The organism is Natrinema longum, assembly GCF_017352095.1.
Lineage (GTDB): Archaea > Halobacteriota > Halobacteria > Halobacteriales > Natrialbaceae > Natrinema > Natrinema longum.
Genome location: NZ_CP071463.1, coordinates 2,006,752 through 2,028,785 on the forward strand (window position 1 = coordinate 2,006,752; position 22,034 = coordinate 2,028,785).

Annotated in this window: 21 protein-coding genes and 2 pseudogenes; 9 read left to right on the forward strand and 14 right to left on the reverse strand. The window is 63.7% G+C overall.

Going from position 1 to position 22,034, the window contains the following annotated elements; all coding sequences use genetic code 11:
• Positions 1-129 precede the first annotated feature (129 nt).
• On the reverse strand, positions 130-2,556 hold the full coding sequence (locus J0X27_RS09880) for an ATP-binding protein (RefSeq protein WP_207268984.1): 2,427 nt from the start codon (positions 2,554-2,556) through the stop codon (positions 130-132).
• A 409-nt stretch (positions 2,557-2,965) separates the two neighbouring features.
• Here J0X27_RS09880 and J0X27_RS09885 point away from each other — a divergent pair.
• The 3 genes and pseudogenes from J0X27_RS09885 to J0X27_RS09895 all read left to right on the forward strand — a co-directional run.
• A pseudogene (locus J0X27_RS09885) lies at positions 2,966-3,928 on the forward strand (eCIS core domain-containing protein); the annotation flags it as partial.
• 3 nt (positions 3,929-3,931) lie between these two features.
• Positions 3,932-4,846 (forward strand): DUF7958 family protein, encoded by a 915-nt coding sequence (locus J0X27_RS09890; protein WP_207268985.1) that lies wholly within the window; start codon positions 3,932-3,934, stop codon positions 4,844-4,846.
• Positions 4,847-5,504: 658 nt separating this feature from the next.
• Positions 5,505-5,957 (forward strand): annotated as a pseudogene (locus tag J0X27_RS09895) (eCIS core domain-containing protein); the annotation flags it as partial.
• Positions 5,958-6,291: 334 nt separating this feature from the next.
• Here the strand turns inward: J0X27_RS09895 and J0X27_RS09900 are convergent.
• From J0X27_RS09900 to J0X27_RS09920, 5 genes are all read right to left on the reverse strand, one after another.
• Positions 6,292-6,603 carry a HalOD1 output domain-containing protein gene (locus J0X27_RS09900; RefSeq protein WP_207268986.1) on the reverse strand — a complete coding sequence of 104 codons (312 nt, stop codon included), beginning with the start codon at positions 6,601-6,603 and terminating at the stop codon, positions 6,292-6,294.
• Between the two features lie 47 nt (positions 6,604-6,650).
• Entirely contained in the window at positions 6,651-7,799 is a 1,149-nt protein-coding gene (locus J0X27_RS09905; RefSeq protein WP_207268987.1) for a bacterio-opsin activator domain-containing protein, read from the reverse strand.
• A gap of 147 nt (positions 7,800-7,946) precedes the next feature.
• Entirely contained in the window at positions 7,947-8,927 is a 981-nt protein-coding gene (locus J0X27_RS09910; RefSeq protein ID WP_207268989.1) for an acetamidase/formamidase family protein, read from the reverse strand.
• 70 nt (positions 8,928-8,997) lie between these two features.
• A complete protein-coding gene (pdxT, locus tag J0X27_RS09915) occupies positions 8,998-9,615 on the reverse strand; it encodes a pyridoxal 5'-phosphate synthase glutaminase subunit PdxT (RefSeq protein ID WP_207268990.1) in 618 nt (205 codons plus the stop codon).
• A 147-nt stretch (positions 9,616-9,762) separates the two neighbouring features.
• Positions 9,763-11,670 (reverse strand): sensor histidine kinase, encoded by a 1,908-nt coding sequence (locus J0X27_RS09920; RefSeq protein WP_207268992.1) that lies wholly within the window; start codon positions 11,668-11,670, stop codon positions 9,763-9,765.
• A 141-nt stretch (positions 11,671-11,811) separates the two neighbouring features.
• Here J0X27_RS09920 and J0X27_RS09925 point away from each other — a divergent pair, with 141 nt between their 5' ends.
• Complete coding sequence (locus J0X27_RS09925; protein WP_224214603.1) at positions 11,812-12,198, forward strand: pyridoxamine 5'-phosphate oxidase family protein; 387 nt, start codon at positions 11,812-11,814, stop codon at positions 12,196-12,198.
• A 33-nt stretch (positions 12,199-12,231) separates the two neighbouring features.
• Here the strand turns inward: J0X27_RS09925 and J0X27_RS09930 are convergent, their stop codons facing one another.
• From J0X27_RS09930 to icd, 3 genes are all read right to left on the reverse strand, one after another.
• Positions 12,232-12,828 carry an HAD family hydrolase gene (locus J0X27_RS09930; protein WP_207268994.1) on the reverse strand — a complete coding sequence of 199 codons (597 nt, stop codon included), beginning with the start codon at positions 12,826-12,828 and terminating at the stop codon, positions 12,232-12,234.
• A gap of 55 nt (positions 12,829-12,883) precedes the next feature.
• Positions 12,884-13,933, reverse strand: coding sequence for a deoxyhypusine synthase (locus J0X27_RS09935; protein ID WP_207268996.1), 1,050 nt, complete (start codon positions 13,931-13,933; stop codon positions 12,884-12,886).
• A gap of 218 nt (positions 13,934-14,151) precedes the next feature.
• Positions 14,152-15,414 (reverse strand): isocitrate dehydrogenase (NADP(+)), encoded by a 1,263-nt coding sequence (icd, locus tag J0X27_RS09940; RefSeq protein ID WP_207268997.1) that lies wholly within the window; start codon positions 15,412-15,414, stop codon positions 14,152-14,154.
• A 635-nt stretch (positions 15,415-16,049) separates the two neighbouring features.
• On the opposite strand from icd, the gene J0X27_RS18080 reads away from it, so the two are divergent.
• Together J0X27_RS18080 and map are read left to right on the forward strand one after the other, a co-directional pair.
• On the forward strand, positions 16,050-16,175 hold the full coding sequence (locus J0X27_RS18080) for a hypothetical protein (protein ID WP_277410060.1): 126 nt from the start codon (positions 16,050-16,052) through the stop codon (positions 16,173-16,175).
• Positions 16,176-16,251: 76 nt separating this feature from the next.
• The gene (map, locus tag J0X27_RS09945; RefSeq protein WP_207268998.1) at positions 16,252-17,148 is read left to right on the forward strand and encodes a type II methionyl aminopeptidase; all 897 of its coding nucleotides are present in this window, start codon (positions 16,252-16,254) and stop codon (positions 17,146-17,148) included.
• Between the two features lie 196 nt (positions 17,149-17,344).
• Here map and J0X27_RS09950 read toward each other — a convergent pair whose 3' ends face one another.
• Positions 17,345-17,545, reverse strand: coding sequence for a DUF7835 family putative zinc beta-ribbon protein (locus tag J0X27_RS09950; RefSeq protein WP_097380753.1), 201 nt, complete (start codon positions 17,543-17,545; stop codon positions 17,345-17,347).
• Between the two features lie 253 nt (positions 17,546-17,798).
• On the opposite strand from J0X27_RS09950, the gene J0X27_RS09955 reads away from it, so the two are divergent.
• Both J0X27_RS09955 and J0X27_RS09960 read left to right on the forward strand, forming a co-directional pair.
• Complete coding sequence (locus J0X27_RS09955; RefSeq protein WP_207268999.1) at positions 17,799-18,338, forward strand: HIT family protein; 540 nt, start codon at positions 17,799-17,801, stop codon at positions 18,336-18,338.
• Positions 18,339-18,410: 72 nt separating this feature from the next.
• The gene (locus J0X27_RS09960; protein ID WP_207269000.1) at positions 18,411-18,821 is read left to right on the forward strand and encodes a cupin domain-containing protein; all 411 of its coding nucleotides are present in this window, start codon (positions 18,411-18,413) and stop codon (positions 18,819-18,821) included.
• A gap of 90 nt (positions 18,822-18,911) precedes the next feature.
• Here J0X27_RS09960 and J0X27_RS09965 read toward each other — a convergent pair whose 3' ends face one another.
• Entirely contained in the window at positions 18,912-19,148 is a 237-nt protein-coding gene (locus J0X27_RS09965; RefSeq protein ID WP_207269001.1) for a glutathione S-transferase N-terminal domain-containing protein, read from the reverse strand.
• Between the two features lie 114 nt (positions 19,149-19,262).
• Between J0X27_RS09965 and J0X27_RS09970 the strand changes: the two genes are divergently transcribed.
• Complete coding sequence (locus J0X27_RS09970) at positions 19,263-19,742, forward strand: redoxin domain-containing protein (protein WP_207269002.1); 480 nt, start codon at positions 19,263-19,265, stop codon at positions 19,740-19,742.
• A 70-nt stretch (positions 19,743-19,812) separates the two neighbouring features.
• Here J0X27_RS09970 and J0X27_RS09975 read toward each other — a convergent pair whose 3' ends face one another.
• The 3 genes from J0X27_RS09975 to J0X27_RS09985 all read right to left on the reverse strand — a co-directional run bounded on the left by J0X27_RS09975 (position 19,813) and on the right by J0X27_RS09985 (position 21,956).
• Positions 19,813-20,178 carry a helix-turn-helix domain-containing protein gene (locus tag J0X27_RS09975; RefSeq protein ID WP_207269004.1) on the reverse strand — a complete coding sequence of 122 codons (366 nt, stop codon included), beginning with the start codon at positions 20,176-20,178 and terminating at the stop codon, positions 19,813-19,815.
• 94 nt (positions 20,179-20,272) lie between these two features.
• Complete coding sequence (locus J0X27_RS09980; protein ID WP_207269006.1) at positions 20,273-21,526, reverse strand: tRNA (N(6)-L-threonylcarbamoyladenosine(37)-C(2))-methylthiotransferase; 1,254 nt, start codon at positions 21,524-21,526, stop codon at positions 20,273-20,275.
• Positions 21,527-21,758: 232 nt separating this feature from the next.
• Positions 21,759-21,956 (reverse strand): SymE family type I addiction module toxin, encoded by a 198-nt coding sequence (locus tag J0X27_RS09985; protein ID WP_006185211.1) that lies wholly within the window; start codon positions 21,954-21,956, stop codon positions 21,759-21,761.
• Positions 21,957-22,034: the final 78 nt, after the last annotated feature.

A 22,034-nucleotide genomic window follows, 5' to 3' on the forward strand; every position in this document is an offset into this window, starting at 1 on the left:
GAGAAAACATGTCCGGTCGCGAATGCATGCACGGCCCGCTCGCGGTCCCGTCGGGTCGGAGCCGACGAGAGCGTCAGTGACTCGTCGATTCCACGACGGATCGATCGACTCCACCGTCGACGCTACGACTCATCGATCGACGACGATATCCTCGCGTGCACGCTGCACGTTGAAGATCCGCCAGGCACCCTCTTCGGGCCGTAGTTCGTAGGATTGTGCCGTTCGTTCGCCGTTGAGCTCCTGCTCGAGTTCCACCACGACGCGGTCGTGGTCGTCCCGGACGCGGTCGATCTCACCGACGATCGAGAGCTCGCCATGCGAGAGAATCAGCTGTTCTTTGGGCGAGAACTCCTCGGCTAGCGTCCGGGAGTGGTACAGCTCGTGGGCGCGGTCGCCGTCGCCGTCGGCGAGCAGGTCGAAAAACAGCCGGACGACCGCTTCGGGCGAGCGCTCACCTGCCTTCTCGTCGAACGCCTCGTCGTCGTCGGACTCCTCCTCGACGTCGACGCTTCGGAGGTGGTGGCGGTACTCGCTCGTCTCGATCGGGTACAGGAGCCGCGAGGTAACCTCGTCTTCGATCGCATGCACGATCTGTTCCATTCCGATACGGTCGTCGGCCATGATCGCCGCCAGCCGCCCGATCTTCGAGATCTGACCGCCCGTCAGCTCGACCTCCGCGAGGAGGTCGTACTCGAGGTCGCCGGTCGGGGCGTCGTCGGGGACCGCGGCCCGCCAGATCGCCTCGCGGACCGGCGGTTCGGGGTTTGGAAACCACACCGAGTGGTCGATCCGACGCCCGAACGCGTCGTCAATGTTCGAGGCGTAGTTGGTCGTCAACACGACGACGCCGTCGTAGCGCTCGAGGCGCTGGAGGAGGTAGTTGACCTCGGCGTTGGCGTAGCGATCGGTTGCGTCGGCGACCTCGGCGCGGTCGCCAAAGACCGCGTCCGCCTCGTCGAACAGCAAGATCGCGTTCGACTGGGCGGCGGCCTGAAAGATCCGTTCTAAATTTTCCTCGGTCTCGCCGATGTACTTCGAGACGACCGTCGAGAGGTCGATCTTGTACAGCGCCATCCCGACGTCGTTGGCGAGCACCTCCGCGGCCATCGTCTTTCCCGTCCCCGACGGCCCTTTGAAGAGCGCGACGACGCCGCCGGTGCGCGATCCACCCTCCGCGAACCCCCACTCGCCGTAGATGCGTGCCTGCCCCGTAACGTGATCGCGGATCAGCCGGAGCTCGCGCTCGGTCTTCTCGCGAAGCTGGATGTCCGTCCAGTCGTATGCAGGCTCGATCCGCTGGGCGAGCTCGTCGAGCCCGTCCGCAGACTGTGCGCGACAGCCCTCGTAGACGTCCCCAGCGGTCGGCTCCCCGTCGGCCAGCGACCGGGCCGTCGCCAGCGCCGCCTCGAGTTGGCTCCGGGTCAGCTCGAACGTTCCTGCCAGTACCGCCGGATCGACGTCCGCGGGTAGCTCGTCCGCTCGTTCCTCCCAGAACGCATGACGTGCGTCGATCGATGGGCGGGGAAACTCCACGATAAAATCGATCCCGACGGTCGTCCCCGTCGGGTGCCACTCCTCGGTCCCGGTGACGAACAGGTCCGCCTGGAGGTCGTCGAACCGGTCGAACACGTCCTCGAGCGAGTACTCGACGCCCCGCTCGGCGAGCGCGTCGGCGTCGGTGAGGTGGACGGGACAGTCCTGCAGGAGTGCCTCCCGGTGGAATCCCTCGAGCGCGTCGGCCTCGAGCACGGCCGGCAGCGAGGCACGCAGCAGCCGGTCGTCCGCCAGCGCCTCGATCGCCGCGTCGCGCTCGTCGGCGTCCGGCCCGTGGAAATAGTAGCGGCCGCTGGGTTCCGATTCGATGCGCTCGAGTCGGTCGTGGAGTGGTGGCTCGAGCTGGAGGTCCTCGAGAGTGCGATCGGGCGGAGGGAGGTCGGCTACCCGCTCGAGGGCGGGGTCGAGGTCGACGTGACCCTCGAGATACGACACCAGTCGCGGATCGACGGTCACGAGGCGATGCTGATGGGAGCGGCTGTTGCCGACGGGTTCGGAGAGGGTTACGAGGTCGTGCTGGCGGAGTGGGGAACTGGGGGCGACGAGTGCAGTAGCCGCGAGTTGCTGGTCGGTCGTTCGAGAGAATAGATCGGCGATCAACTCGACTGTGGGATGGGTAATGTCACTATCGTCGTGTAGTTCCCGGAACATCGTCTGGTAGGTAGCGTCTATTTCGGCCGCAACCGCCAGCAGAAACACGTCGAGATGAGGACGAGAGAGATCGAAGCGCTCCGCTAGGATTTTGAGTCGGAACGAATTCTCTGTGGCCGTCTCCGAACACCGGCGGTCGATCTCGGCCGCACGTTCGGCGAGGCGTTCCGCCGCGTCGGTCGGGAGCCCAACCGACAGTCGGGCGGGTTCGTGTGCTAACTCGACCTCGCCAACAGCAGGCGGATCGTCACTCGCAGGGACCGTTTCGGTGATCGTGTCGTACGCCCGGAGCAGCGACTCGATCCGCTCGAGTTCGGCTATGAGATGCGCACGTGTATTCGCGTAGGACATTCGAGCGAGTACCCGAGCCAAGACGGCGAGACGAGATAAAATTTACTAGGCCAATAGATGGGAAATATTATCATCGAGGTAGCGAAAGTACTGGTAAATCAAAACGATGGGACGGAACTCCTCGCGGGCGGGGCGATCCGACGACGAGGTCGAGTCGGATCTGTCACACCTGAACCATATTGACCAGGCGACAGGGACACTGGGTCCCTCAGACGCTTCTATACAGCGGACGAGCGCCGAGGAAACGGCGTCGGCGGAGCCGACGACCACCCCGAAATCGATGGGTGCGATGGACTCGTCGACGGAGTTGCTTCAGCGGGTGAGAGAGGGAACCGGACCGGTTTCCGGTCCGATTATCGGCGATCGTCCTCTCGGTGAACGCCGGGAAGCCGAGCGAAGCACTCCGAAATCGCTGCAACGGAGTGCAACAGCTGGTCGGGACACGAACCCAGCCGGTGAGACGCAGGTTCCCGATTCGGTTCGGGACGTCATTTCCTCGCGTGGCCGCTCGTTGGATACGTCTATTCAGCGCGCAGTAGAGGATCGGATGGGTGACTCGCTCGGCGACGTACGGATTCACACCGGCCCGAAAGCCGCACAGGCGTGTGATGAGATCAACGCTCGAGCGTTCACCGTCGGGAATCACGTCGCGTTCAACGCCGGCGAGTACGATCCGAGTTCACCAGAGGGCCAACACGTGCTGGCCCACGAGTTAGCGCACGTGCGCCAGCAGACCGGCGGGGCAGTGTCGATGCTCCCCCAGGAGAATCTCGACCTCGAGATCGACCCGGATCCCTAGTTAGAGCGTGAGGCCGAGGAAACGGCCCAGCGGGTCATGGAGGGTGGCGAATTGGGCATTCAGCGGATGGCCACTACTGACGTCCACGTCCAGCGAAAGGATTGGAACTCGGGGCCATCGAACGTGGAGCGGTTGTCGAGGGACGAGGGGTCGGGTTTCGTCGAGGGGACAGTCGACGACCTCACAACCAAGACCTACAGACTGACGCGCGACCAACTGGCTGATCTGGTCGAGCAAGTTGACAGTGCGGAAGAATTACCGGCCTACATCGAGGCGAACGATATCGACGCCGCAAGTCTGCTACAGGATTCGATGAGTAGTGGCTTCAAGGGCGCTACCAAAGGCTGGAAAGCGGGATCGATGGCGGGATCGTTCGCTGGGCCGACCGGGACCATCGTCGGCGGACTTGCCGGAATGCCTATCGGCTATGTTTTTGCGAAGAAATTCGGTGATACCACTGCCAGCGAAATACAAAAGCGTCTCCGAGACTTACTCGATCTTAATACCGATCAGGAATTCGAAACGCAGCAAGAAATGCAAGATAAGAGCGGTTGGTTCAACGGGTTGAGATAACACATGAACGCCACCATTCTCGGGGAAGACGAAGAAGGAATTGGAGTGCTATTAACGGATAGTGGAGGACGAGAACATGAGCTTGGCCTGAATATTGAAGGCAAAATTATCCACCACTTAGTAGATCAAATACCCGATGATCCCTCAGATAGAACCAGAGAACAAAATGAGGCATTCTCCAGAGCCCGCCGCTATGCGAAATATTATGTCGCCCAAGAAACAGGGTACGACACTGCTTCGTGGGATCTGAACCCCGACCGATTCGAGGACGTCCGTCAGGCTCTCATGGCCCTCTCGAGTGACGAAATAGACGAGCTATTCGGCGACTTGTTAGCTCAGAGCCTGAGCCACTACCGTAACGATCCGAACGTGGATACCGCCGGAATCTCCCGCCCGTTCGACCTGCCCGCGGACAAGATCGGAACGGACGATGCGGTCCTGTACAAGCAGGAGATCTATCTGGACGAGGCTGGCAAAATTGAGGCAGTCTCGGGCGTACTGATCACCTACTACGTCGCGAGAGGTGAGCGAACGACCGTTCGTCACGGCGAGGCTCCCGACCGCGACCCCGATGCGTGCGTGGAAGTGTCGCCTGCGCCGTTCGTGGCCCCCGAACCGTTCCGGGATTACCTCGTCTACAATCTCCGCTGTCAGATTCGGGATTGCTACGTCGGGATGGGGCTGGAACCGCCTGAAGCGTACAAAATCCTGGGTCCCGGCCAGTACCGCTTTACCGGGAAATATCAGCACTTCGATTGCTATCCGAAATACTACGACAAAGACGCTGCTATCCCCGGCTACAGCCACGATTTCGTGCCCGAACTACCGGTCTCGGAAGCGGAACTCGGGGGATTAGTCGATCCGACCAGCGAGACGTCTCTGTACGATCAGATCAAGGGCGCGCTCTTCAGCAGGTGACCGGCTCGGGGGTTTCTGGTTGGCACTCGAGTGATCTACGTAAGCCGCTATTCTCCCTGACTATAGTAGCAACTGAGGATCTCTGGCGGGCCTATTTTTACGATAAATGGATGCAAACTCCTTCAAATCAATATCGCACAATATTTACATTATACTACAGTTCATTTGAGAAGGAAGGAACCCGATGGGATATCCGCCGAAACACTCTCGTTTAATATCGGATACCAAGACGAGGATACCCTCGAGCTGGCGACAGCAGTCCACTGACTCGAGGGTGCCAGTGCACCGAACGAGCGACGACGGGACGACAGCGGCGGGCTCGGTAGAGATGCCCGCGTCGATGGGCTCGCTCGGGTCGACGGCGGAGCGAGTGCAGCGGCTGAAAGACCACCGCGACTCCTCACAGTCGGAGCACGCTTCGGGCTCGCTTGGGGCGCTGGATGGTGCGGCACGCCTCCAGCGTCTGAAACAACAAACCGACTCGAGTCTCGGGCCGAAGTCGACCGGCGGATTGGGCGCTTCGGAGCGCGTTCAGCGACTCAAAGAAACGACCGGAACGGGGGCGTCTCGGACAGCCAGCGGTCCTCGGTTCGGCACCCACTCGAGTCGAGGAACCTCGGGCGCACTTCAGCGCAGCGCCGAAGGTGGGGCACAGACGGGGAGGGCAGGTGAGACACGGGTTCCGGAGGGCGTTCGGGACGTGATTTCCTCGCCCGGTCGCTCGCTGGATACGTCCATTCAGCGGGCAGTGGAAGACCGCATGGGCGACTCGCTGGGCGACGTGCGTATTCACACCGGCCCGAGAGCCGCGCAGGCGTGTAATGAGATCAACGCTCGAGCGTTCACCGTCGGGAATCACGTCGCGTTCAATTCCGGTGAGTACGATCCGTCGTCGCCGGAGGGCCAGCACGTACTGGCTCACGAGTTAGCTCACGTGCGCCAGCAAACTGGCGGCGCGGTGTCGATGCTTCCACAGGAGCATTTAGGTCTCGAGATCGATCCGGATCCACAGTTAGAGCGCGAAGCCCAGGAGACCGCCCAGCGCGTGATAGCGGGCGACGAACTGGGGATTCAGCGGATGAGAAAGACGGGCGTGCGCGTCCAGCGGCTGGAGGTGGTTCGCTGTTCGGGAGTAGTGGATCCCAGTCCTCGAGCCAATCAGCACGGTTTTCGTCCAACAAACGGCGGTGTGATAGATCGTCGACGCGGGGAACGGAAATCCTGATCCACGCCGCTGCAGGGAGTATCCGCTGAAATGCCCTGGGTGATGGCACACCCGAGACGTGGCTGCCACACCGGTGTGGTTTCGACCCATGGTGCCACAACTCTCCCGGAGTGCAACCGCCCCGCGCGACTGTCGTATCGGTTCGGCCAGACCGAGTAATCGGGACAGGCGCGGATGCGAGCCCCTGGGTGCTTGGGTCGAGCCGGGGGTGCTGACGGGTTCAGCGCTCCGTCGGTTCGACGACGACGCACTCGTCGCTCGAGACGGTCACCCGACAGCCTTCGTAGGAGAAGGAAACGTCGACGGACTGGTCTCGAGCGGACGTTACGAGGTCGGTGAGCGCTTCGGGATCGACCGTGTCGTAGAGGGGCGACATCGCGACGAGTTCCTGGTTCGTCACGGCCGCCACGGCTTCGACGATCTCGAGGATGATCGTGTCGGAACCGTCGTCGAGTCGACCGTCAAACTCCGAACTGTCATCACCGGCCGGTCGAGACGGAGAAGGGCTGGAGCGGGCTGTATCGTTACTCATTGAACTCTAGTAGCACAGATGTCGTCCTAAGGGATGACGCTGACTAGTCAGTGGCCCTCCGCGCCGGACTTCTCGAAGAGGTGCTGGAAGACGGTCTGCTCCGCCTTGCGGAGGTGCTGGTTGAACGTCTGGCGGGTGACGCCGAACCGATCCGCCAACTCGTCGCCGGTGCTGGTCCGCGGCGTGGCGAAGTAGCCGCTGAAGTACGCGGCGTCGAGCGCGGCCAGCTGTCGGTCGGTGAGCGCGTCCGCGACGATGTCGGAGAGTAGTTGGGGCGAGTAGACGAGTGTCTCGGCGACCAGTTCGGCATCGGGGTGGAACCGCCGGATCTCGTCGCCGGCCTGTCGGTGATCCACGTCGCCGGGAAGTTCGCCGCGGAACCTGACCTCGTCGGACGCAATGACGATCTCGCGGGGACGGCCGCCGAGCGCGGAGAACACGTGGGCGACCGTCTCCGATTCCGAGTGGGCTTCGATGCGATTGTAGCCGTCGACCGAACTGAGCAGCCGCGCGTCGAGGTAGTGGGGCACTTCTTCGGTGGCGGTGACGAAGTCGCTCGCGGTGAGATCCGCCGTCCCCATATACTGGACGGTGGTCCCGTCGGGGAGTGAGACGACGGAATCGATGTCGATCCACGTCGGTTCGTCCTCGACCCGCAGCGAAGGCGGGACCGCCGATTCGTCCGCACGGAACTCAAGCAGCCGGACGTGGTCGCTGGTCAGGCGCTTCTCGCCTCGCTTCAGCGCGGTCACGTCCTCGAACGCGATGGCGACGTACTCGACGGTGCCGTCCTCGTCGAACAGGGGCGCGGCGTTGCTCGAGAACCACCGCTCGCCGCCGTCCGTGCGTTCGATCCAGTGTTCGAACCCGACGACCGGTTCGCCCGTTTCGAAGACGCGCGTGACGGGGTGGTCGTCGACGGGAACGGGCGTTCCGTCGTCGTAGTAAAGGCCCCACTCGGACGGATCGTACGGTCGGCCGACGAGGTCCTCGTGTGCGAGTCCGAGCGTCTCCGCGGCGCGGTCGGTCGCGTGGACGATTTCGCCCGTCGCATCGATTAAGACGGCGCTGACCGGACACGCGTCGAAGAACCGTCTCGCGAGGTCGGCCGGAAGCGGCCGCCGCGACTCGCTCTCGTCCGAGTCGCGTTCGACCGGCTCACCGTCGCGAAATCCGCCCGCCGACGAGTCCGTCATCACGCTCTCGTCCGCCCGAGGCACGGGGGAGCCGCCTCGAGTCGCTCGCTTTGCGTCCCGGTGTCTCGGTCGTTCGCTCTTTCGGGGTGTCGATACCCACGCATATCGTCGGTACGGCCCCGACGGATAAATGTGTACCACCGGTCGTCACGCCGACCCGCGGCGGTCCTCGGGGAAGATCCCGTCCGGAAGGTACGCGGAGACGACCCAGTTCGGGGCGTTGACCACCTCGTTGATCTTCAGGTCGACGGCCACCGAGCACAGCATGTAGGCCTCGTTGCGCTCGAGGCCGCGTTCGGTCTCGAGGTGGTCGATCATCTGGCGGACGGCGTCTCTGGCGGCCTCCTGCAGGTCGTCCGCGATCCCCGTCGTCCCGTACATCGGCTCGTCCCGGCCGCTCGAGGTGAACGGGCCCGAGGTTTCGAACTGGGGCTGGTCGATCGACAGGTCCGACCGGAGGTCGAACCGACAGGTGACGTCCATCGGAGCCTCGATTCCGGTCCCGCAGACTTCGCCGTCCCCCTGGGCAGCGTGTCCATCGCCGACGCTGAACAGGGCATCGTCGACCGCGACGGGGAGGTACAGTGTCGAGCCCGCCGTGAGTTGTTTGATGTCCATGTTCCCCCCGACCGACCGCGGCGGGAACGTCTCGTGAGTGCCGTCCTCGGCGGGTGCGACGCCGAGAACGCCGGGAAACGGATCGAGCGGGACCGCGATGTCGTTCGCGAACCGAGCGACATCACCGTCGAACTCCCAGACGTACAGCGACGGGTCCGGGAATTCGTCGGCCAAAAGCCCGAGCTCCGCCTCGCTCGGGAGGACCACCGTGTACCCCCAGCCCCGGTGGTCGACCGCGAGCAGTTCGATCTCGAGGACGTCGCCCGTGCGGGCACCGTCGATCGCGACGGGGCCAGTCAGTGTGTGGACCCGGTCGACGTCGAGGTCGGCGACGTCGGCGACCGTCGAGTCGGGGCCGAACTGTCCGCCGGTCGAGTCCCTGCACGTGAAGCGGACAACGTCGCCGGGCTCGATCGTCCGCACCGGATCGAGGTCGTTGTCCCACGCGCTGTGAACCGTCTCGTCGTCGGCAGCTATCTCGTACGCTGGGGCGTCGTGTCCGCTCGACATGTTCCTGCAGCACATCGCGTGCCGGTATAAATCAGTCGCCGTCTCGCCCCACCCTTGCGCGCCGGGCCGACTACTGCGCGTCCTCGAGCGCCGGCACCGCTGCGGCCTCGTTTTCGAAGAAGGCTAGGCCGTGAATCCGGCTGTCGGCGGTCAGTTCGGGGTGAAACGAGGTGCCGACGACCGGGCCATCACGGACCGCGACCGGGCGGCCGTCCCACGACGCCAGTACGTCGGCGTCGCCGACCGCGTCGATGGCGGGCGCACGAATGAACACTGCAGGGTAGGGGTCCGCGAGCCCGTCGACCGCGAGCGGTGCTTCGAAGCTGTCCTTCTGCCGGCCGAAGGCGTTGCGCTCGACGCTCACGTCGAGCACTTCGAGTTCGTCGACCCGGTCGTCCCCGGCATCGCTCGAGGCGACGATCAGGCCGGCACAGGTGGCGAGCAGCGGTTTGCCGGCGGCGACGTGATCCCGAATCTCGGGGGCGATCCCCTCGCTGTGGACCAGCCTGGAGATGGTCGTCGATTCGCCGCCGGGCATCGCCAGCAGGTCGCAGTCGGGGACGATCCCGCCGTCGCGGATCTCGCGGACCGTAACCTCGCGGTCGTGGTCCTGGGCGGCACGTTCGATGGCGGCTGCGTGTTCCTCGACGTCGCCCTGGACCGCGACGACGCCCGCAGTCAGTGACATGGCCGGGGGTATGGATGGTGTGGTGAAAAAGTTCGCGTCACGAGAGCGGGGGCTGGGGGAGTTCCCGCATGCGGTCTCCTGTCCGTCAGTGCCGGTGGGACCGGGACCGCCTGCGGTCCCACCGGGACATCGGGACAGCAAACCGTATCAGCGCTCGTCGCGTGGCCGGGCAACGCCGGTCAGTTCGAAGCGAGCGCCCCCTGCCTCGCTCGCCGTCGCCTCGAGATCCCAGTCGTGGGCGTCGGCGACCCGCTTGACGATGCCGAGACCGAACCCGGTCCCGTCCTCGTCGGTCGTCACGCCGATGTCGAAGATCGTCTCGCGGACGTCGTCGGGGATCCCTGCTCCGGTGTCGGCGACGTAGAACCCGTTCTCGCAGGGGCCGACCGAGACCGTTAGTTCGGCGCTGGTCTCGCCTTCGGGGACGCCGTGATCGAGCGCGTTCCGGAACAGGTTCTCGAGCAACTGTTGGAGCCGGTCTGGATCGGCCCGAATCCAGGGCGCTGCCTCGAGGTCCAGGGCAGCCTCGTCGGTGTCGACCATCGACCAGGCCTTCGTCGCGCAGTCCCGGACCGACACCGGCTCGAGATCGGCGGTCGTCGCCCCTTGCTCGGCCAGCGACAGGAGTTCGTCGATCAGCTGTTCCATCCGCTCGAGTGCCGCTTCACACTCCGCCAGTTGCGACCGATCGCCCTCCCGTGCCAGTGCCAGCGAGCCCTGTGCGACGTTCAACGGATTCCGCAGGTCGTGGGAGACGACGCTGGTAAACGCCTGTAACCGGTCGTTCTGGCGCTCGAGCGTCTCCCGTGACTGTTCGCGCTCGGTCTCGTAGCTGACCCACTTGGCCATCAGTTTGACCAGCGACCGTTCGGCCTCGGAGAAGCCGCTCCCGTCGCGGGGGTCCCTCGAGGCGAAACAGAGGGTCCCCCAGATGGCCCCGTCGACGGTCACCTTCGCGCCGACGTAGCTCCCGAGTTCGAACAGCTCGTAGGCTGGATCGCCGGTCCAGCCCTCGTCAGGTGCGTTCGCGACGGTGACGAGTTCGTGGGTCTTGATCGTCTTCCGGCAGTAGGCCTCGGCGAGCGGGCAGGATTCCCCCGTCTGTAAGAGCGGGTGATCGCTCCGCGATTCGACGACCGTCTGTGTCCGCTCGTCGAGGTTGATCCTGGTCAGGAACCCGTAAGGAAGCTCGAGGTAGTCACAGCCGAGGTCGAGCAGGGCCGGGAGCTTCTCCCCGAGCGAGGCGTCGGTTCTGGTCGAGATATCGTAGAGCGTCTGTAGTGTGGCGACGTTCGCCTCGAGTTCCGCTTCGGCCCGGATTCGATCGGTGACGTCGGTAAAGAAGATCGAGAGGCCGTCTTCGGAGGGAAAGGCTCGGATCTCCAGCCAGCGCTCGAGGGGTGTGAAATACTCGGTGAACGTGACTGGGAGTTGCTCCTCGAGGGCGAGATCGAGTTGGTGCTCGATCTCGCTGTCGACGATGTCGGGAAACACCGACCGTACCGACGCTCCGATGAGTGCGTCCCCTGGCCGTTCGAGCAGGTCGCTGGCCTGTTCGTTGACGTAAGTGTACTCCCAGTCGGCGTCGATCGAGACGAAGGCACCGGTGATTCGCTCGAGCGTGGCCTCGCGTTCGTTCCCTCGGGTCACCCGCTCGACCGCCCGTTCGATCCGCGTCGCGAGTCGGCTCCCCTGAACGGCGCTCGATTCGGCCAGACACCCGGTCGCTCCGGCCTCGAGTGCGGCGCTGGCAGCGGCCTCGTCCCAGTCGTCGGTGACGAGGAAGACGGGGAGCCGCGAATCTTCCTCGCGAACGCGGTCCAGCAACGGATACCGATGGGCATCGTCGGCCGTGGTCCGACCGACGAGGCACTCGATTCGATTCGTCCGGACGCCCTCGAGGGCTGTATCGTCACTGATCGATTCGACTGTGAGCCGGTCGTTGGCCCCCTCGAGTGCCTCCGGAATCTCGGTCGCTGTCGGGTCGTCACTGACGTAGCCGACACTGATTCCGTCCGTCGAGGGTGGCCCCGAAGCGGCGGACTGCTTAGTCATGCGCGGAGTCTCGAATACGTGACGTACAGGCACTGCATAGTGATAAACGGTATGGCAGCTCGTCCGTCGAAATCCCGTCGTGTTGGCCCACTGGCATCGTCACGGCGGCTGTTTTTACTCCTGCCCCACGGTACCACGAGCGTGTCGACGATACCACGGACGGCGGAGCGACTTCTCGAGAGTGAACCCCTGATGGCCCATCTGGCGACCAGCGTGGAGGGACGCCCGCACGTCGCGCCGGTCTGGTATCGGTACGCGGATGGGTGCGTCGAGATCGTGACGACGGGCCGGAAGCTGGCGAATATCAGGCAGAACCCGCGGGTTGCGCTGTCGGTACAGAAAGACGAGGCCGGGCAGACTCAGTGGATGGTGACGCTGCTCGGGACGGCAACGGCCGTCGACGACGCAACCGAGACCGCGTCGGCTCGTCGCCGGATCAACGAGAAGTACGACGCGGACCCCGACGCCCACGCCGACAACACGCTGGTCCGGATCGATATCGGGTCGGCATCCTATCAGACGTACTGACGCCGGCCCGGAACGGTGGGGCCCCGTCGTGGATCACCGCTGGAAGAGATCCGCGGCAAGAGCTCCGAACTCGCCGCCCTCGTACCGGTGTGCGGACCAGCCGGCGTTCTTCGCGCCGTCGACGTCGCTCTCGCTATCTCCGACCATTCCGTACCGAGCCGCCGGCAGTCGCTCCTCGAGTGTCCGGTACGGTGCCGCGTCCGGCTTGTGTGCCCCCACCTCGTAGGAGGCGACCACCGCGTCGAAATACGCCTCAAGGTCGTGTGCCCGAAGTTTCGCCAGTTGCCACTCGCGGAGCCCGTTCGTGAGCACGCCGAGTTCGAACGACTCGGCCAGCCGTTCGAGGTCGGTGTGAGCGTTCTCCGGTGGGGACAGCGACTCGATTTCCCGCTCGTGGAGCGCCCGCACGTATGGCTCGGGATCCGTACAGCCATCTATCCGGGCGAACGCCCGCCGTATCGGGTCGGGGTCGCACGCCGAAAAGAGCTCGAAGAAGGCCTCGTCGTAGGTCTCGAGCCACTCCGCGGGGGCGTCACCTCGGACGTCCGCGATCGCGTTCGCCAGCAGGTCCCGGTACTCCCGGTCGGTGTGAAGTACCGTTCCGTCCAGATCGAAGACGATCGCCGTCATGGACGGACGTTCCTGTCGGCGCGTAAAAAGTAGTTTGGGTGATACGATTGGCGCACTACTCCTCGAGTCGGTCCCGAGCCGCTGCGACCACGAGCGGCAGCGTGATCGTCGCGTCGGCGTAGACGGAGACGTTGTCGGCGTCTTTCTCGAGTTTGCCCCACGAGCGGGCCTCGTCCAGCGTCGCGCCGGAGAGGCCGCCGGTCTGTTTGGGGTCCATGGTCAACTGGACGGCGTAGTCGTACGCGCCGGGGGTGACGAGCATCGTCTGGAGGGTGAAGTTCTTGGGGACGCCGCCGCCGACGACGAACGCGCCGGCTTCGTCGGTGTCGTAGGCGATGTCGGTCAGGCCGGTCATGTCCGCCAGCGCGTCGAGCGAGAAGCCCGAGGTCTGGGAGTACATCCACGCCTGCAGGCCGAGCACGGAGTCCTGAATCGCGGGACAGTAGATCGGCACGTCGTTCTCGTAGGCTGCAGCGGCGATGCCAGCGTCCTCGTCGATGCCCTCGCGCTCGTTGATCTCGGCGTTGGCGCGGCCGAGTTCCGCCGTGAGTCGCTGAATGGGGACGACGCCTTCCTCCTCGAGCACCGGGAAGACCTCCTCGCGGAGGTGCGATTCGAAGGTCGCGAAGAACTCCTGTGGGAGGTAGACGTTGTAGATGCGGTCGACGCCCTCGTCACGGAGCGTCTCGTCGTGTTCGCGTTCGGTCTTGCCTTCGGCGTGGACGGCACCGTGGTGGTGTTTGCCGCCGATGGCCTCGATGGAATCGTGCGTGAGGTTCGCACCCGTGGTGACGAGGACGTCGATGTAGCCGTCCCGGATCAGGTCGGCGACGATCGCCCGCATTCCCGTCGGCACCATCGCGCCCGCGAGGCCGAAGAAGACGGTCACGTCGTCGTCGAACATCGCTTCGGTCACGTCGACGGCCTCGTGGAGGTTCGCCGCGCCGACGCCGGCCGAACCGTACTCGTCGGCGAGTTCGCCGACCGTCATTCCGGCCCGAACCTCGGCGTGGCCGATCGGGTCGTGTGCGAACGTCTCTCGATCGTGGCCGTGGTGACCGTCCTCGTCGCCGCCGTCGCCACCGTGATCGTGCTCGTCGCTCATATCCTCGTATCCGCGAGCCAGCGGTTTGAACGCCGCGGTTCGGCACGAGCACGACGGCCACGACTTCGACAGCGTCTCGACACCCGACGGAACACGGCGTCCCTTTCGAACGGGACTCGGTAGACGACTCGCTCGAGGCCGAATAGAAAGAACGATCAATCTCTACGGGAGCATCTCGATGTTCTTGCGGCGAAACCGCAAGCGGGCGAGAAGCCGGCTTACGCCAACTTCTCGATGTTGTCGACGACTTCCTCGGCGAACTCGCTGGTGGCGAGTTTCTCGGCGTCCTCGAGCTGGCGCTCGAGGTCGTAGGTGACCTTGCCCGAGGAGATGGTCTCCTCGACGGCGTCGCGGACGAGGTCGGCGGCGTCGGACCAGCCGAGGTACTCGAGCATCATGCGGCCCGAGAGGATCATGGCGGTCGGGTTGACCTTGTCCTGGCCTTCGTACTTGGGCGCGGAGCCGTGGACGGGCTCGGCCAGCAGGAGGCCGTCGCCGAAGTTGGAACCGGGGGCGATGCCGAGGCCACCGATCTGTGCGCCACAGGCGTCGGACATGTAGTCCCCGTTGAGGTTCATCGTCGCGACGACGTCGTACTCGTCGGTCCGGGTCAGGATCTGCTGGAGCATGTTGTCCGCGATGCGGTCGTTGACGACGACCGCGTCGTCGGGCGCTTCGCCGTCTTTCTCCTCCCAGAGCGTGTCCTCGGTGATGACTTCCTCACCGTACTCTTCTTCGGCGACCTCGTAGCCCCAGTCGCGGAACTGGCCCTCGGTGAACTTCATGATGTTGCCCTTGTGGACCAGCGTGACCGAGTCGCGGTCGTGCTCTAAGGCGTAGTCGATGGCGCGGCGGACGAGGCGCTTCGTCCCGAACTCCGTGATCGGCTTGACGCCGATGCCGACGGGGCCGTCGTGGATGGTGCTGTCGAAGCCCATGTCGTCCTCGACGAACTCCTTGACCTCCTGGACGTCGTCGGTGCCGGCCTCCCACTCGATGCCGGCATAGACGTCTTCCGTGTTCTCACGGAAGGTGACCATGTCCATCTCGCCGGGGTTCTTGACCGGCGACGGAACGCCGTCGAGGTGGTAGGTCGGTCGGACGTTCGCGTAGAGGTCGAGTTTCTTCCGCAGGGCGACGTTCAGCGAACGGAATCCGGCACCGACGGGGGTCGTCAGGGGACCCTTGATCGCGACACGGTGTTCCTTGATCGCTTCAACGGTTTCCTGTGGCAGGTTCTCGTCGTACTTCTCCCGAGCGGATTCGCCGGCGTACAGTCGCATCCAGTTGATGTCGCGGCCGGTCGCTTCCGCGGCGGCTTCCAGGACCTTCTGTGCGGCGGGACCGACGTCGCTCCCGACACCGTCACCGTAGATAATCGGAATAATCGGGTTGTCAGGCACCTCGAGTTCGTCCTCGGTACCCGCTTTCAGCGTGATCTGCTCCCCCTCGTCGGGGACCTCGATCTTGTCGTAGCTCATCTCGTCTGTACGGTTCTTCGACGGGGGTAAAAGGTCTACCATTTCCTTCGCGGCTCGGCAAAAATTGAACGATACCCATTCGGGCCGTTTCCTCGTCGAACGCCGAAAACAGCCGGTAGACGCGGCGAATTCGGGGAAAAGCTCTTCCGGGGCCATATAAAAACCGTCAAATAAGGGGATGGTTCGTCGCAAAATCGGCAGTTTCCGGAGCGCCGAACACGGCACGTTCGGCGCGACAAACCGCCGCTGACCGCGACTCGAGACCGGGGTGATCTACCCGCCGGGATGTCGGTCGCGTCCTCGGTCTCGCGTGTCGCGATCGCGGCTCTCGAGACCCGGATCAGTGGCGTTTCTCACGCCGATCCGACGTCGGACCGGAGTGAGTATAACTCGTGTCGACCGTTTCACGGACCCTCGTGCCGTTTCGTTCGTGAACGGTCGGGCGTCACCCGTCCGTATAGGACGCGTTGAAACGGATCATACACTCCTTGAGGTACGGGCCCGGTGGTCGCGCCGTCGCAGCGACTCTTCGTTCACTGCTTGCGCTTTCGAAGCTCGACGAACACCGGCCGTCCGTTGGTGTTCGACGATCGTCGTGGAGTATATTTATTATTGACGTACCCGTTTCATCGATCATGCTTCGAGCGCCACAGCACGCTGCCAGCCAGTGTCCACGCTGTACCGTGACGCTGTCGAACGTCCAGGGAGTCGCTGCCTGCCCCGAGTGTAACTGGGTCGACGGACGGTCCGAGAGCCACTGACCCCGAGAACCGACCGACAGACACCGGTCGACGGAGAGACGGAACCTCTTTTTGTCGACCTATCTAACCTCCGGGCATGGCCGAATCCGAGGTGGACCTCGAGTCCGAGCAGTACGAGAAACACCGCGAAGCGGGGGCGATCCTCGCGCAGGTGCGCGAAGAAACCGCCGAACGCGTCGAGGTCGGCGCGAGCCACCTCGAGGTCGCCGAGTACGCCGAAGACCGGATCCGGGAACTCGGCGCGAAACCCGCGTTCCCCGTCAATATCTCGATCGACGAGGAGGCCGCCCACGCGACGCCGTCGATCGACGACGAGACGACCTTCGGCGAGGAGATGATCAACCTCGACATCGGCGTCCACGTCGACGGCTGGCTGGCCGACACCGCGATCACGGTCGATCTCTCGGGCAATCCCGAACTCGCGGAAGCCTCCGAACAGGCCCTCGAGGCAGCGCTCGATATCATCGAGCCCGGCATCGACACCGGTGAGATCGGCGCGGAAATCGAGGACGTGATCGACGGCTACGGCTACAACCCCGTCGTCAACCTCACCGGTCACGGGCTGGGCCACTGGGAACAACACACGAGCCCGAACATCCCGAATCGCGCCGTCTCACAGGGGACGACGCTCGAAGTCGGCGACGTCGTCGCGATCGAGCCGTTCGCGACCGACGGCGGCGGCAAGGTCACCGAGGGTGCCAGCGAGGAGATCTTCTCGCTCGAGCGCGAGGGAACCGTCCGCAACAGACAGGCCCGCGATGCCCTCGACCAGATCACCGAGGAGTTCCGTACGCTGCCGTTCGCGACCCGATGGCTCGAGACGGATCGTCCCGAAATGGCCCTGCGTCGGCTCAAGCGCAACGACATCGTCCACGGCTATCCGGTGCTCAAAGAAGACGACGGCTACCTCGTCAGTCAGAAAGAGCACACGATCATCATTACCGAGAGTGGCTGTGAAGTCACGACTGAGTGATCATCGTCGCGACTGACCGGCGTTTTACTCGTCGATACCTGTAATCCGACGCGGCGTTTCGGCGACTCTTCGGGGCCGTATTGATCCCGATTTTCACAGTACTGGCGAGAGTGTCGAACCGCTACTATCGTTCGAAAGAACGGAAGACCGAGCAACGAGGACGATCCTGGTTGTCGACGGCCGTCACGCGGAAGACTCAAGCGTTGTTCATCCGTTGGCTCGAACGGTTGCCACACCGCTGGCACTCGCTCACGCGGTAGGGTTCGCGGGAGAACTGTGCGTTCTCCTGTTTGAGGCTCTCGGTCCTGATCTGGACCGAGACTTCGTGGAGCGTTTCCAAGTCGCATTCCTCGCAGTGCTCGGTCATCCCGTTAACAGAGTCGTCAGTCGTTGCCATTGCTGTATTACTCGCGGTATCCCTCTATTAAATCCCCGTTTCGTTTTTCCTCGTGGTCGCCAAAATCGCAATACGGCGTTAACTTATCCGCGAAACGGACTGAGATGGCTCTATACCGTTTAGATGGCTTTTTGGTGTCTTCTCGTCGGAATTATGGGGTACTGTGTCATAGTTTTATGGATGATATTACCATTACTGGTGACGGTCGATAGCGGACTGAAACGCTTTAGGACGCCCTCGAGAGGGAGTATACATGGAGCAAGTGTTCGCACCGTGGCGAATCGAGTGGATCCGGCGTGAGGAAAAGAATTCCGACATCGAGGAGTGTGTCTTCTGTGAACTGCCCGAGCGGGATGCCGATCGGGAGAACCTGATCGTCGCACGAAGCGAACACGCGTTCGTCATGTTGAACAACTATCCGTACAATCCTGGCCACCTTATGGTGATACCCAACACTCACACCGGCGAGTACGGAGCGCTCGACGACGATGTCCTGCTCGATCATGCCCGCTTGAAACAACGAACGTTCGATGCACTTGACGCTGCACTCGAGCCGGACGGCTTCAATGCAGGCTTGAACCTCGGTGATGGGGCCGGTGGTTCGATCGACGACCACCTCCACACGCACATCGTCCCGCGGTGGCAGGGAGATACCAACTTCATGCCGGTCCTCGGTGAGACGACGGTGATCGTCGAGGCGCTCGAAGCGACGTACGACCACGTCCACGAGGCGTTCGCCGCCCAGGTGGGCGCGACCGTCCCCGACGAGACTAGTGCCGTCGTCTTCGAGTGACGAATCGTCGGTCCGGTCTGTCGAGCGGGCAACGGGAGGTTTTTGGTGATCGTTTTCGTGTGGTAAGATAGCATGGAGTACGAAGTGGTGCAGACGGAGGACGTACCGATGACCGACCTCTCCGATGTCGACGAAATTCCGCCGGATCTACGCATCCGCGCGCTCGACGAGTTCTTCGAAACCGACGCGCTCAACCTCAAACTCTGGTACTTCGAGCCCGGCGACGAGATCCAGTATCACGCCCACGCCGATCAGGAGGAACTGTACTACGTCCTCGAGGGCGAATTCTCGCTGAAGCTCGGTCGCTCGGGGGACGAAGAGTACGTCGAGGCCGGACCGGGGACGTTCTGGATCGCCAAACCGGAGATCGGCCACGGCCATCGAAACGTCGGTGACGAGGAGGGCGTCGTCCTCGCGATCGGCGCACCCGCGGTCGAGGATCCGGGACTCGATCCGCACAGTCTCGAGGACGGCGACGAGTAACTGCCGCTCGGACGGACCGCTGTCAGTCAGTGTTGGCGGCTCCACGACCCGGCTGTGGGGTCACCGGGGACATCGTTACAGCAAACCGTCTCAGGCGTACGTCGTCTCGAGGTAATCGAGGATCCGCTCGGATTCGGCCATCGTCACGCCGCTGTCCTCGTCGACGACGACCGGCACCTGCCGCTGGCCCGAGACGCGTTTGACCTCGTTGCGTTTCGAGTGGAGTCCCTCGACCCAGACACTCTCGTAGTCGACGTCGAGTTCCTCGAGTCGATCCACGACGTGTTCGCAGTACGGACAGCCTTCTAGGCGGTAGAGCGTGAACATGGCTATGGGTAGTGGCCCAGCCGTCAAAAGGGTATGTGCCGCCGCGGGCACTCTCTCGGCGGTCGGTTCGGCCGCGGAACGGAGTTTTTTGTCCCCGCGGGCGCATCCTCGCGTATGCCACCGACAGAGGGTGAGACCGTTGCCGACTTCGAGGCGCTCTTGTGTGACGGCGAGACGTTTCGTTCCACGGCGTTCTCCGACGCGCTCGGCGCTCGAGGGGGCGTCGTCATCTGTACCGGATTCGCGTTCAGCGCGATCGCACAGAACTGGTGGAAGCAGTTCGTTCGGGCCGGCTGGGACGAGTTCGAGGACGTTCCGATACTCGGCGTGAGCCGCGATGGCCCCTACGCGCAAAACGAGTTCCTTCGCTGGTTGGACCGACCCGATTTCCGGTTTTTCGCCGACGTCGACGGCGACGTGAGCGAATCACTCGACCTGCTCGCCGACCGATCACACATGGCGAACGTCTCGACCCCCTGGCGGTCCGCGTTCGTCCTCGATGCCGACCGGGAGGTACAGTACGTCTTCGTCGCGGACGACTGGATCTCGCCGCTTCCACGCGAGGAGATCGAAGACGCCGTCGCGGACCTGTAATCCGGGGGACGACCGCTTTGGGTGCCGTCCGCTCGAGTTGCTCGCCACCGAAACCCCGACGAGGCGGTCGTCAGGGCTCACAGTACAGGACGTTTCCGTTGCACGTACACTCGATGCGTAGCGGGTCGTCGTAGGTCACCGACACGCGATCCATAGCCTGAACGTAGTGGCCAGGGGTACCGGTCCGCGAGCGGTCGTTGAGCTGTGAGATGAGGCCGGCCTCCGTGAGGCTCTCGACCTTTCTGTACGTCGTCGATTGCGGGATGTCGAGCGCCTCGGAGATGTCACGGACCGTCGCCGGCTCCTCGACGAACAGATACACCGCTCGCGCGTCGTCGTCGTTGAGCAACTCCATGATCCGATGGGGGTTACACCCGATCTCTCCATCCCGTTCGATCCGCGGACACCGGGTCGGTTGATCGGCTGTCTCGCACATACGTCACGATTCGATGTGCTCTTACTTTGCTATCTCACCCTATTCCCGGGAACTGAGGATCGATCTCCACCGATATAGTGCCGACGGCGCGACCCTACACCGGCTCGCCGAACGCGTACATCGTCTCGTGGGCAGTCACTTCGAGATCGACGAAATCGCCGGGCTCGAGACCGTAGTCGCTCGCGTTCTGGACGATGAGCTGGCGGTATGCGGCGTCGCGACACTTCACCGAGTCGGCGGTGCCGTCCTCGACGACGAGACAGTCCTCGCGGACCTCGCCGACCATGTCCGCGTAGGCGTCGGCGACGATCTCGCGTTTGACCTCGCTCATCTCCTTCGAGCGTTCCTTCTTGATCGTCCCACCCAGCCCCTTCATCTCGGCGGCGTCGGTGCCGGGCCGCTTCGAGAAGCGAGTGACGTTGATCTTCTCCGGACGGGTCTCGCGAAGCAGGGCCATCGACTGCGCGTGGTCGTGGTCGGTCTCCGTGGGGAAGCCGACGATGAAGTCCGTCGAGAGCGTCCAGTAGTCGAGCGCGTCGTCGAAGGTCTCGACGACTTCGACGTACTCCTCGACCTGGTGCTGGCGGCGCATGTCGCCGAGCACGTCGTCGCTTCCGGACTGGACTGGCGCGTGCAGGAAGTCGTAGAGTTCGTCGTTGGCGGCGAAGACGTCGGCCAGCTCCTCGCGGATGCCGTGGACGCCCTTCGGGTTGGCCATCCCGACGCGGACGCGGAACTCGCCGTCGATCGCACAGATCTCCTCGAGCAGGCGATGGAGCTTGCGCTCGCCCTCGTCCCAGCCGTAGACGCCGGTGTCCTGGCCGGTGATCCGGATCTCCTTCGCGCCGGCGTGGATCAGCGCGCGCGCCTTGTCGACGTTTTCCTCGATGGAGGGCGAGTCGATCTTGCCGGTCGCCTGCTTGGTGATGCAGTACGAACAGTCGGACATACAGCCCCGCGCGATGGGGAGGATGCCGATGACGCCGTCGAGGATGGGGTCGGCGTCGGGCGTCGTCGTCGGACACTCGCCGTTGGTGACCGCTTCGGGCACTTCGTCCCAGTGGAGCACCTGCCCGTCGACGTCCGCTCGGGCGAACTCCTCGCCCTGTGCGAGGGCCATACAGCCCGTGATGAAGAGGTCGGCCGTCTCGTCGGCCAGTTCCTCGGCCCGCCGGAGCATGTTGCGTTCGGTCTTCTCGACAACGGTGCAGGTGTTGAGGATCGCGACGTCCGCTTCGTCCGGGCCGTCGACCCGGTGGTGACCCGCATCGCGGAGTCGCCGCTCGATCTCGCGACTCTCTCCGCGATTGGACGTACAGCCGTACGTTTCGATGTGATACCGGGCCATTCGTCGATCGACTATCGGGTCCGGCGGGCCAAAAGCGCGACGGATCGGGGCCACGAGCAGTAGCGCGTCTCGAGGACCCGTCCACGTGGAGATCTCGGCCGCAGGGCTGATTCTCGATCCCGTAGTGTGGAATGTCCGGCGCACTCACGACCCGTTGTGGGACCGTGCCGGTACGCAGTGATGGCAGCCAATACGAGACGGAGAAGAAGTCAGAACCGTGTGCTGGGAGTGGTTAGAATTCGTGTTCGACGTCGTCTTCGTCCGCTTTCTGGATGATTATTTTGCCGTCCCGGACCCGGACGAATACCTCGTCGCCGATATCCATGCCCGCGACCTCGAGTTCGTCCTCGTGGAGGTTGAGGTGGACGTTGTGGTAGTTACCGTCGTCGTCTTTCGCACCGCTTGGACTCAGCTTCTTTTTCCGTACCATCGCGGGATTCTATTCCGAACTTCGCCGTAGGATATACTTAAGTGTTTTCGACGCCGTAGCGAACGCATGCCGTCAGCC

Coding starts and splice junctions, on each gene's coding strand:
- J0X27_RS09880 (WP_207268984.1), bottom strand. CDS start 2,556: ATGTCCTACGCGAATACACGTGCGCATCTCATAGCCGAACTCGAGCGG.
- J0X27_RS09890 (WP_207268985.1), top strand. CDS start 3,932: ATGAACGCCACCATTCTCGGGGAAGACGAAGAAGGAATTGGAGTGCTA.
- J0X27_RS09900 (WP_207268986.1), bottom strand. CDS start 6,603: ATGAGTAACGATACAGCCCGCTCCAGCCCTTCTCCGTCTCGACCGGCC.
- J0X27_RS09905 (WP_207268987.1), bottom strand. CDS start 7,799: ATGACGGACTCGTCGGCGGGCGGATTTCGCGACGGTGAGCCGGTCGAA.
- J0X27_RS09910 (WP_207268989.1), bottom strand. CDS start 8,927: ATGTCGAGCGGACACGACGCCCCAGCGTACGAGATAGCTGCCGACGAC.
- pdxT (WP_207268990.1), bottom strand. CDS start 9,615: ATGTCACTGACTGCGGGCGTCGTCGCGGTCCAGGGCGACGTCGAGGAA.
- J0X27_RS09920 (WP_207268992.1), bottom strand. CDS start 11,670: ATGACTAAGCAGTCCGCCGCTTCGGGGCCACCCTCGACGGACGGAATC.
- J0X27_RS09930 (WP_207268994.1), bottom strand. CDS start 12,828: ATGACGGCGATCGTCTTCGATCTGGACGGAACGGTACTTCACACCGAC.
- J0X27_RS09935 (WP_207268996.1), bottom strand. CDS start 13,933: ATGAGCGACGAGCACGATCACGGTGGCGACGGCGGCGACGAGGACGGT.
- icd (WP_207268997.1), bottom strand. CDS start 15,414: ATGAGCTACGACAAGATCGAGGTCCCCGACGAGGGGGAGCAGATCACG.
- J0X27_RS18080 (WP_277410060.1), top strand. CDS start 16,050: ATGCTTCGAGCGCCACAGCACGCTGCCAGCCAGTGTCCACGCTGTACC.
- map (WP_207268998.1), top strand. CDS start 16,252: ATGGCCGAATCCGAGGTGGACCTCGAGTCCGAGCAGTACGAGAAACAC.
- J0X27_RS09950 (WP_097380753.1), bottom strand. CDS start 17,545: ATGGCAACGACTGACGACTCTGTTAACGGGATGACCGAGCACTGCGAG.
- J0X27_RS09955 (WP_207268999.1), top strand. CDS start 17,799: ATGGAGCAAGTGTTCGCACCGTGGCGAATCGAGTGGATCCGGCGTGAG.
- J0X27_RS09960 (WP_207269000.1), top strand. CDS start 18,411: ATGGAGTACGAAGTGGTGCAGACGGAGGACGTACCGATGACCGACCTC.
- J0X27_RS09965 (WP_207269001.1), bottom strand. CDS start 19,148: ATGTTCACGCTCTACCGCCTAGAAGGCTGTCCGTACTGCGAACACGTC.
- J0X27_RS09970 (WP_207269002.1), top strand. CDS start 19,263: ATGCCACCGACAGAGGGTGAGACCGTTGCCGACTTCGAGGCGCTCTTG.
- J0X27_RS09975 (WP_207269004.1), bottom strand. CDS start 20,178: ATGTGCGAGACAGCCGATCAACCGACCCGGTGTCCGCGGATCGAACGG.
- J0X27_RS09980 (WP_207269006.1), bottom strand. CDS start 21,526: ATGGCCCGGTATCACATCGAAACGTACGGCTGTACGTCCAATCGCGGA.
- J0X27_RS09985 (WP_006185211.1), bottom strand. CDS start 21,956: ATGGTACGGAAAAAGAAGCTGAGTCCAAGCGGTGCGAAAGACGACGAC.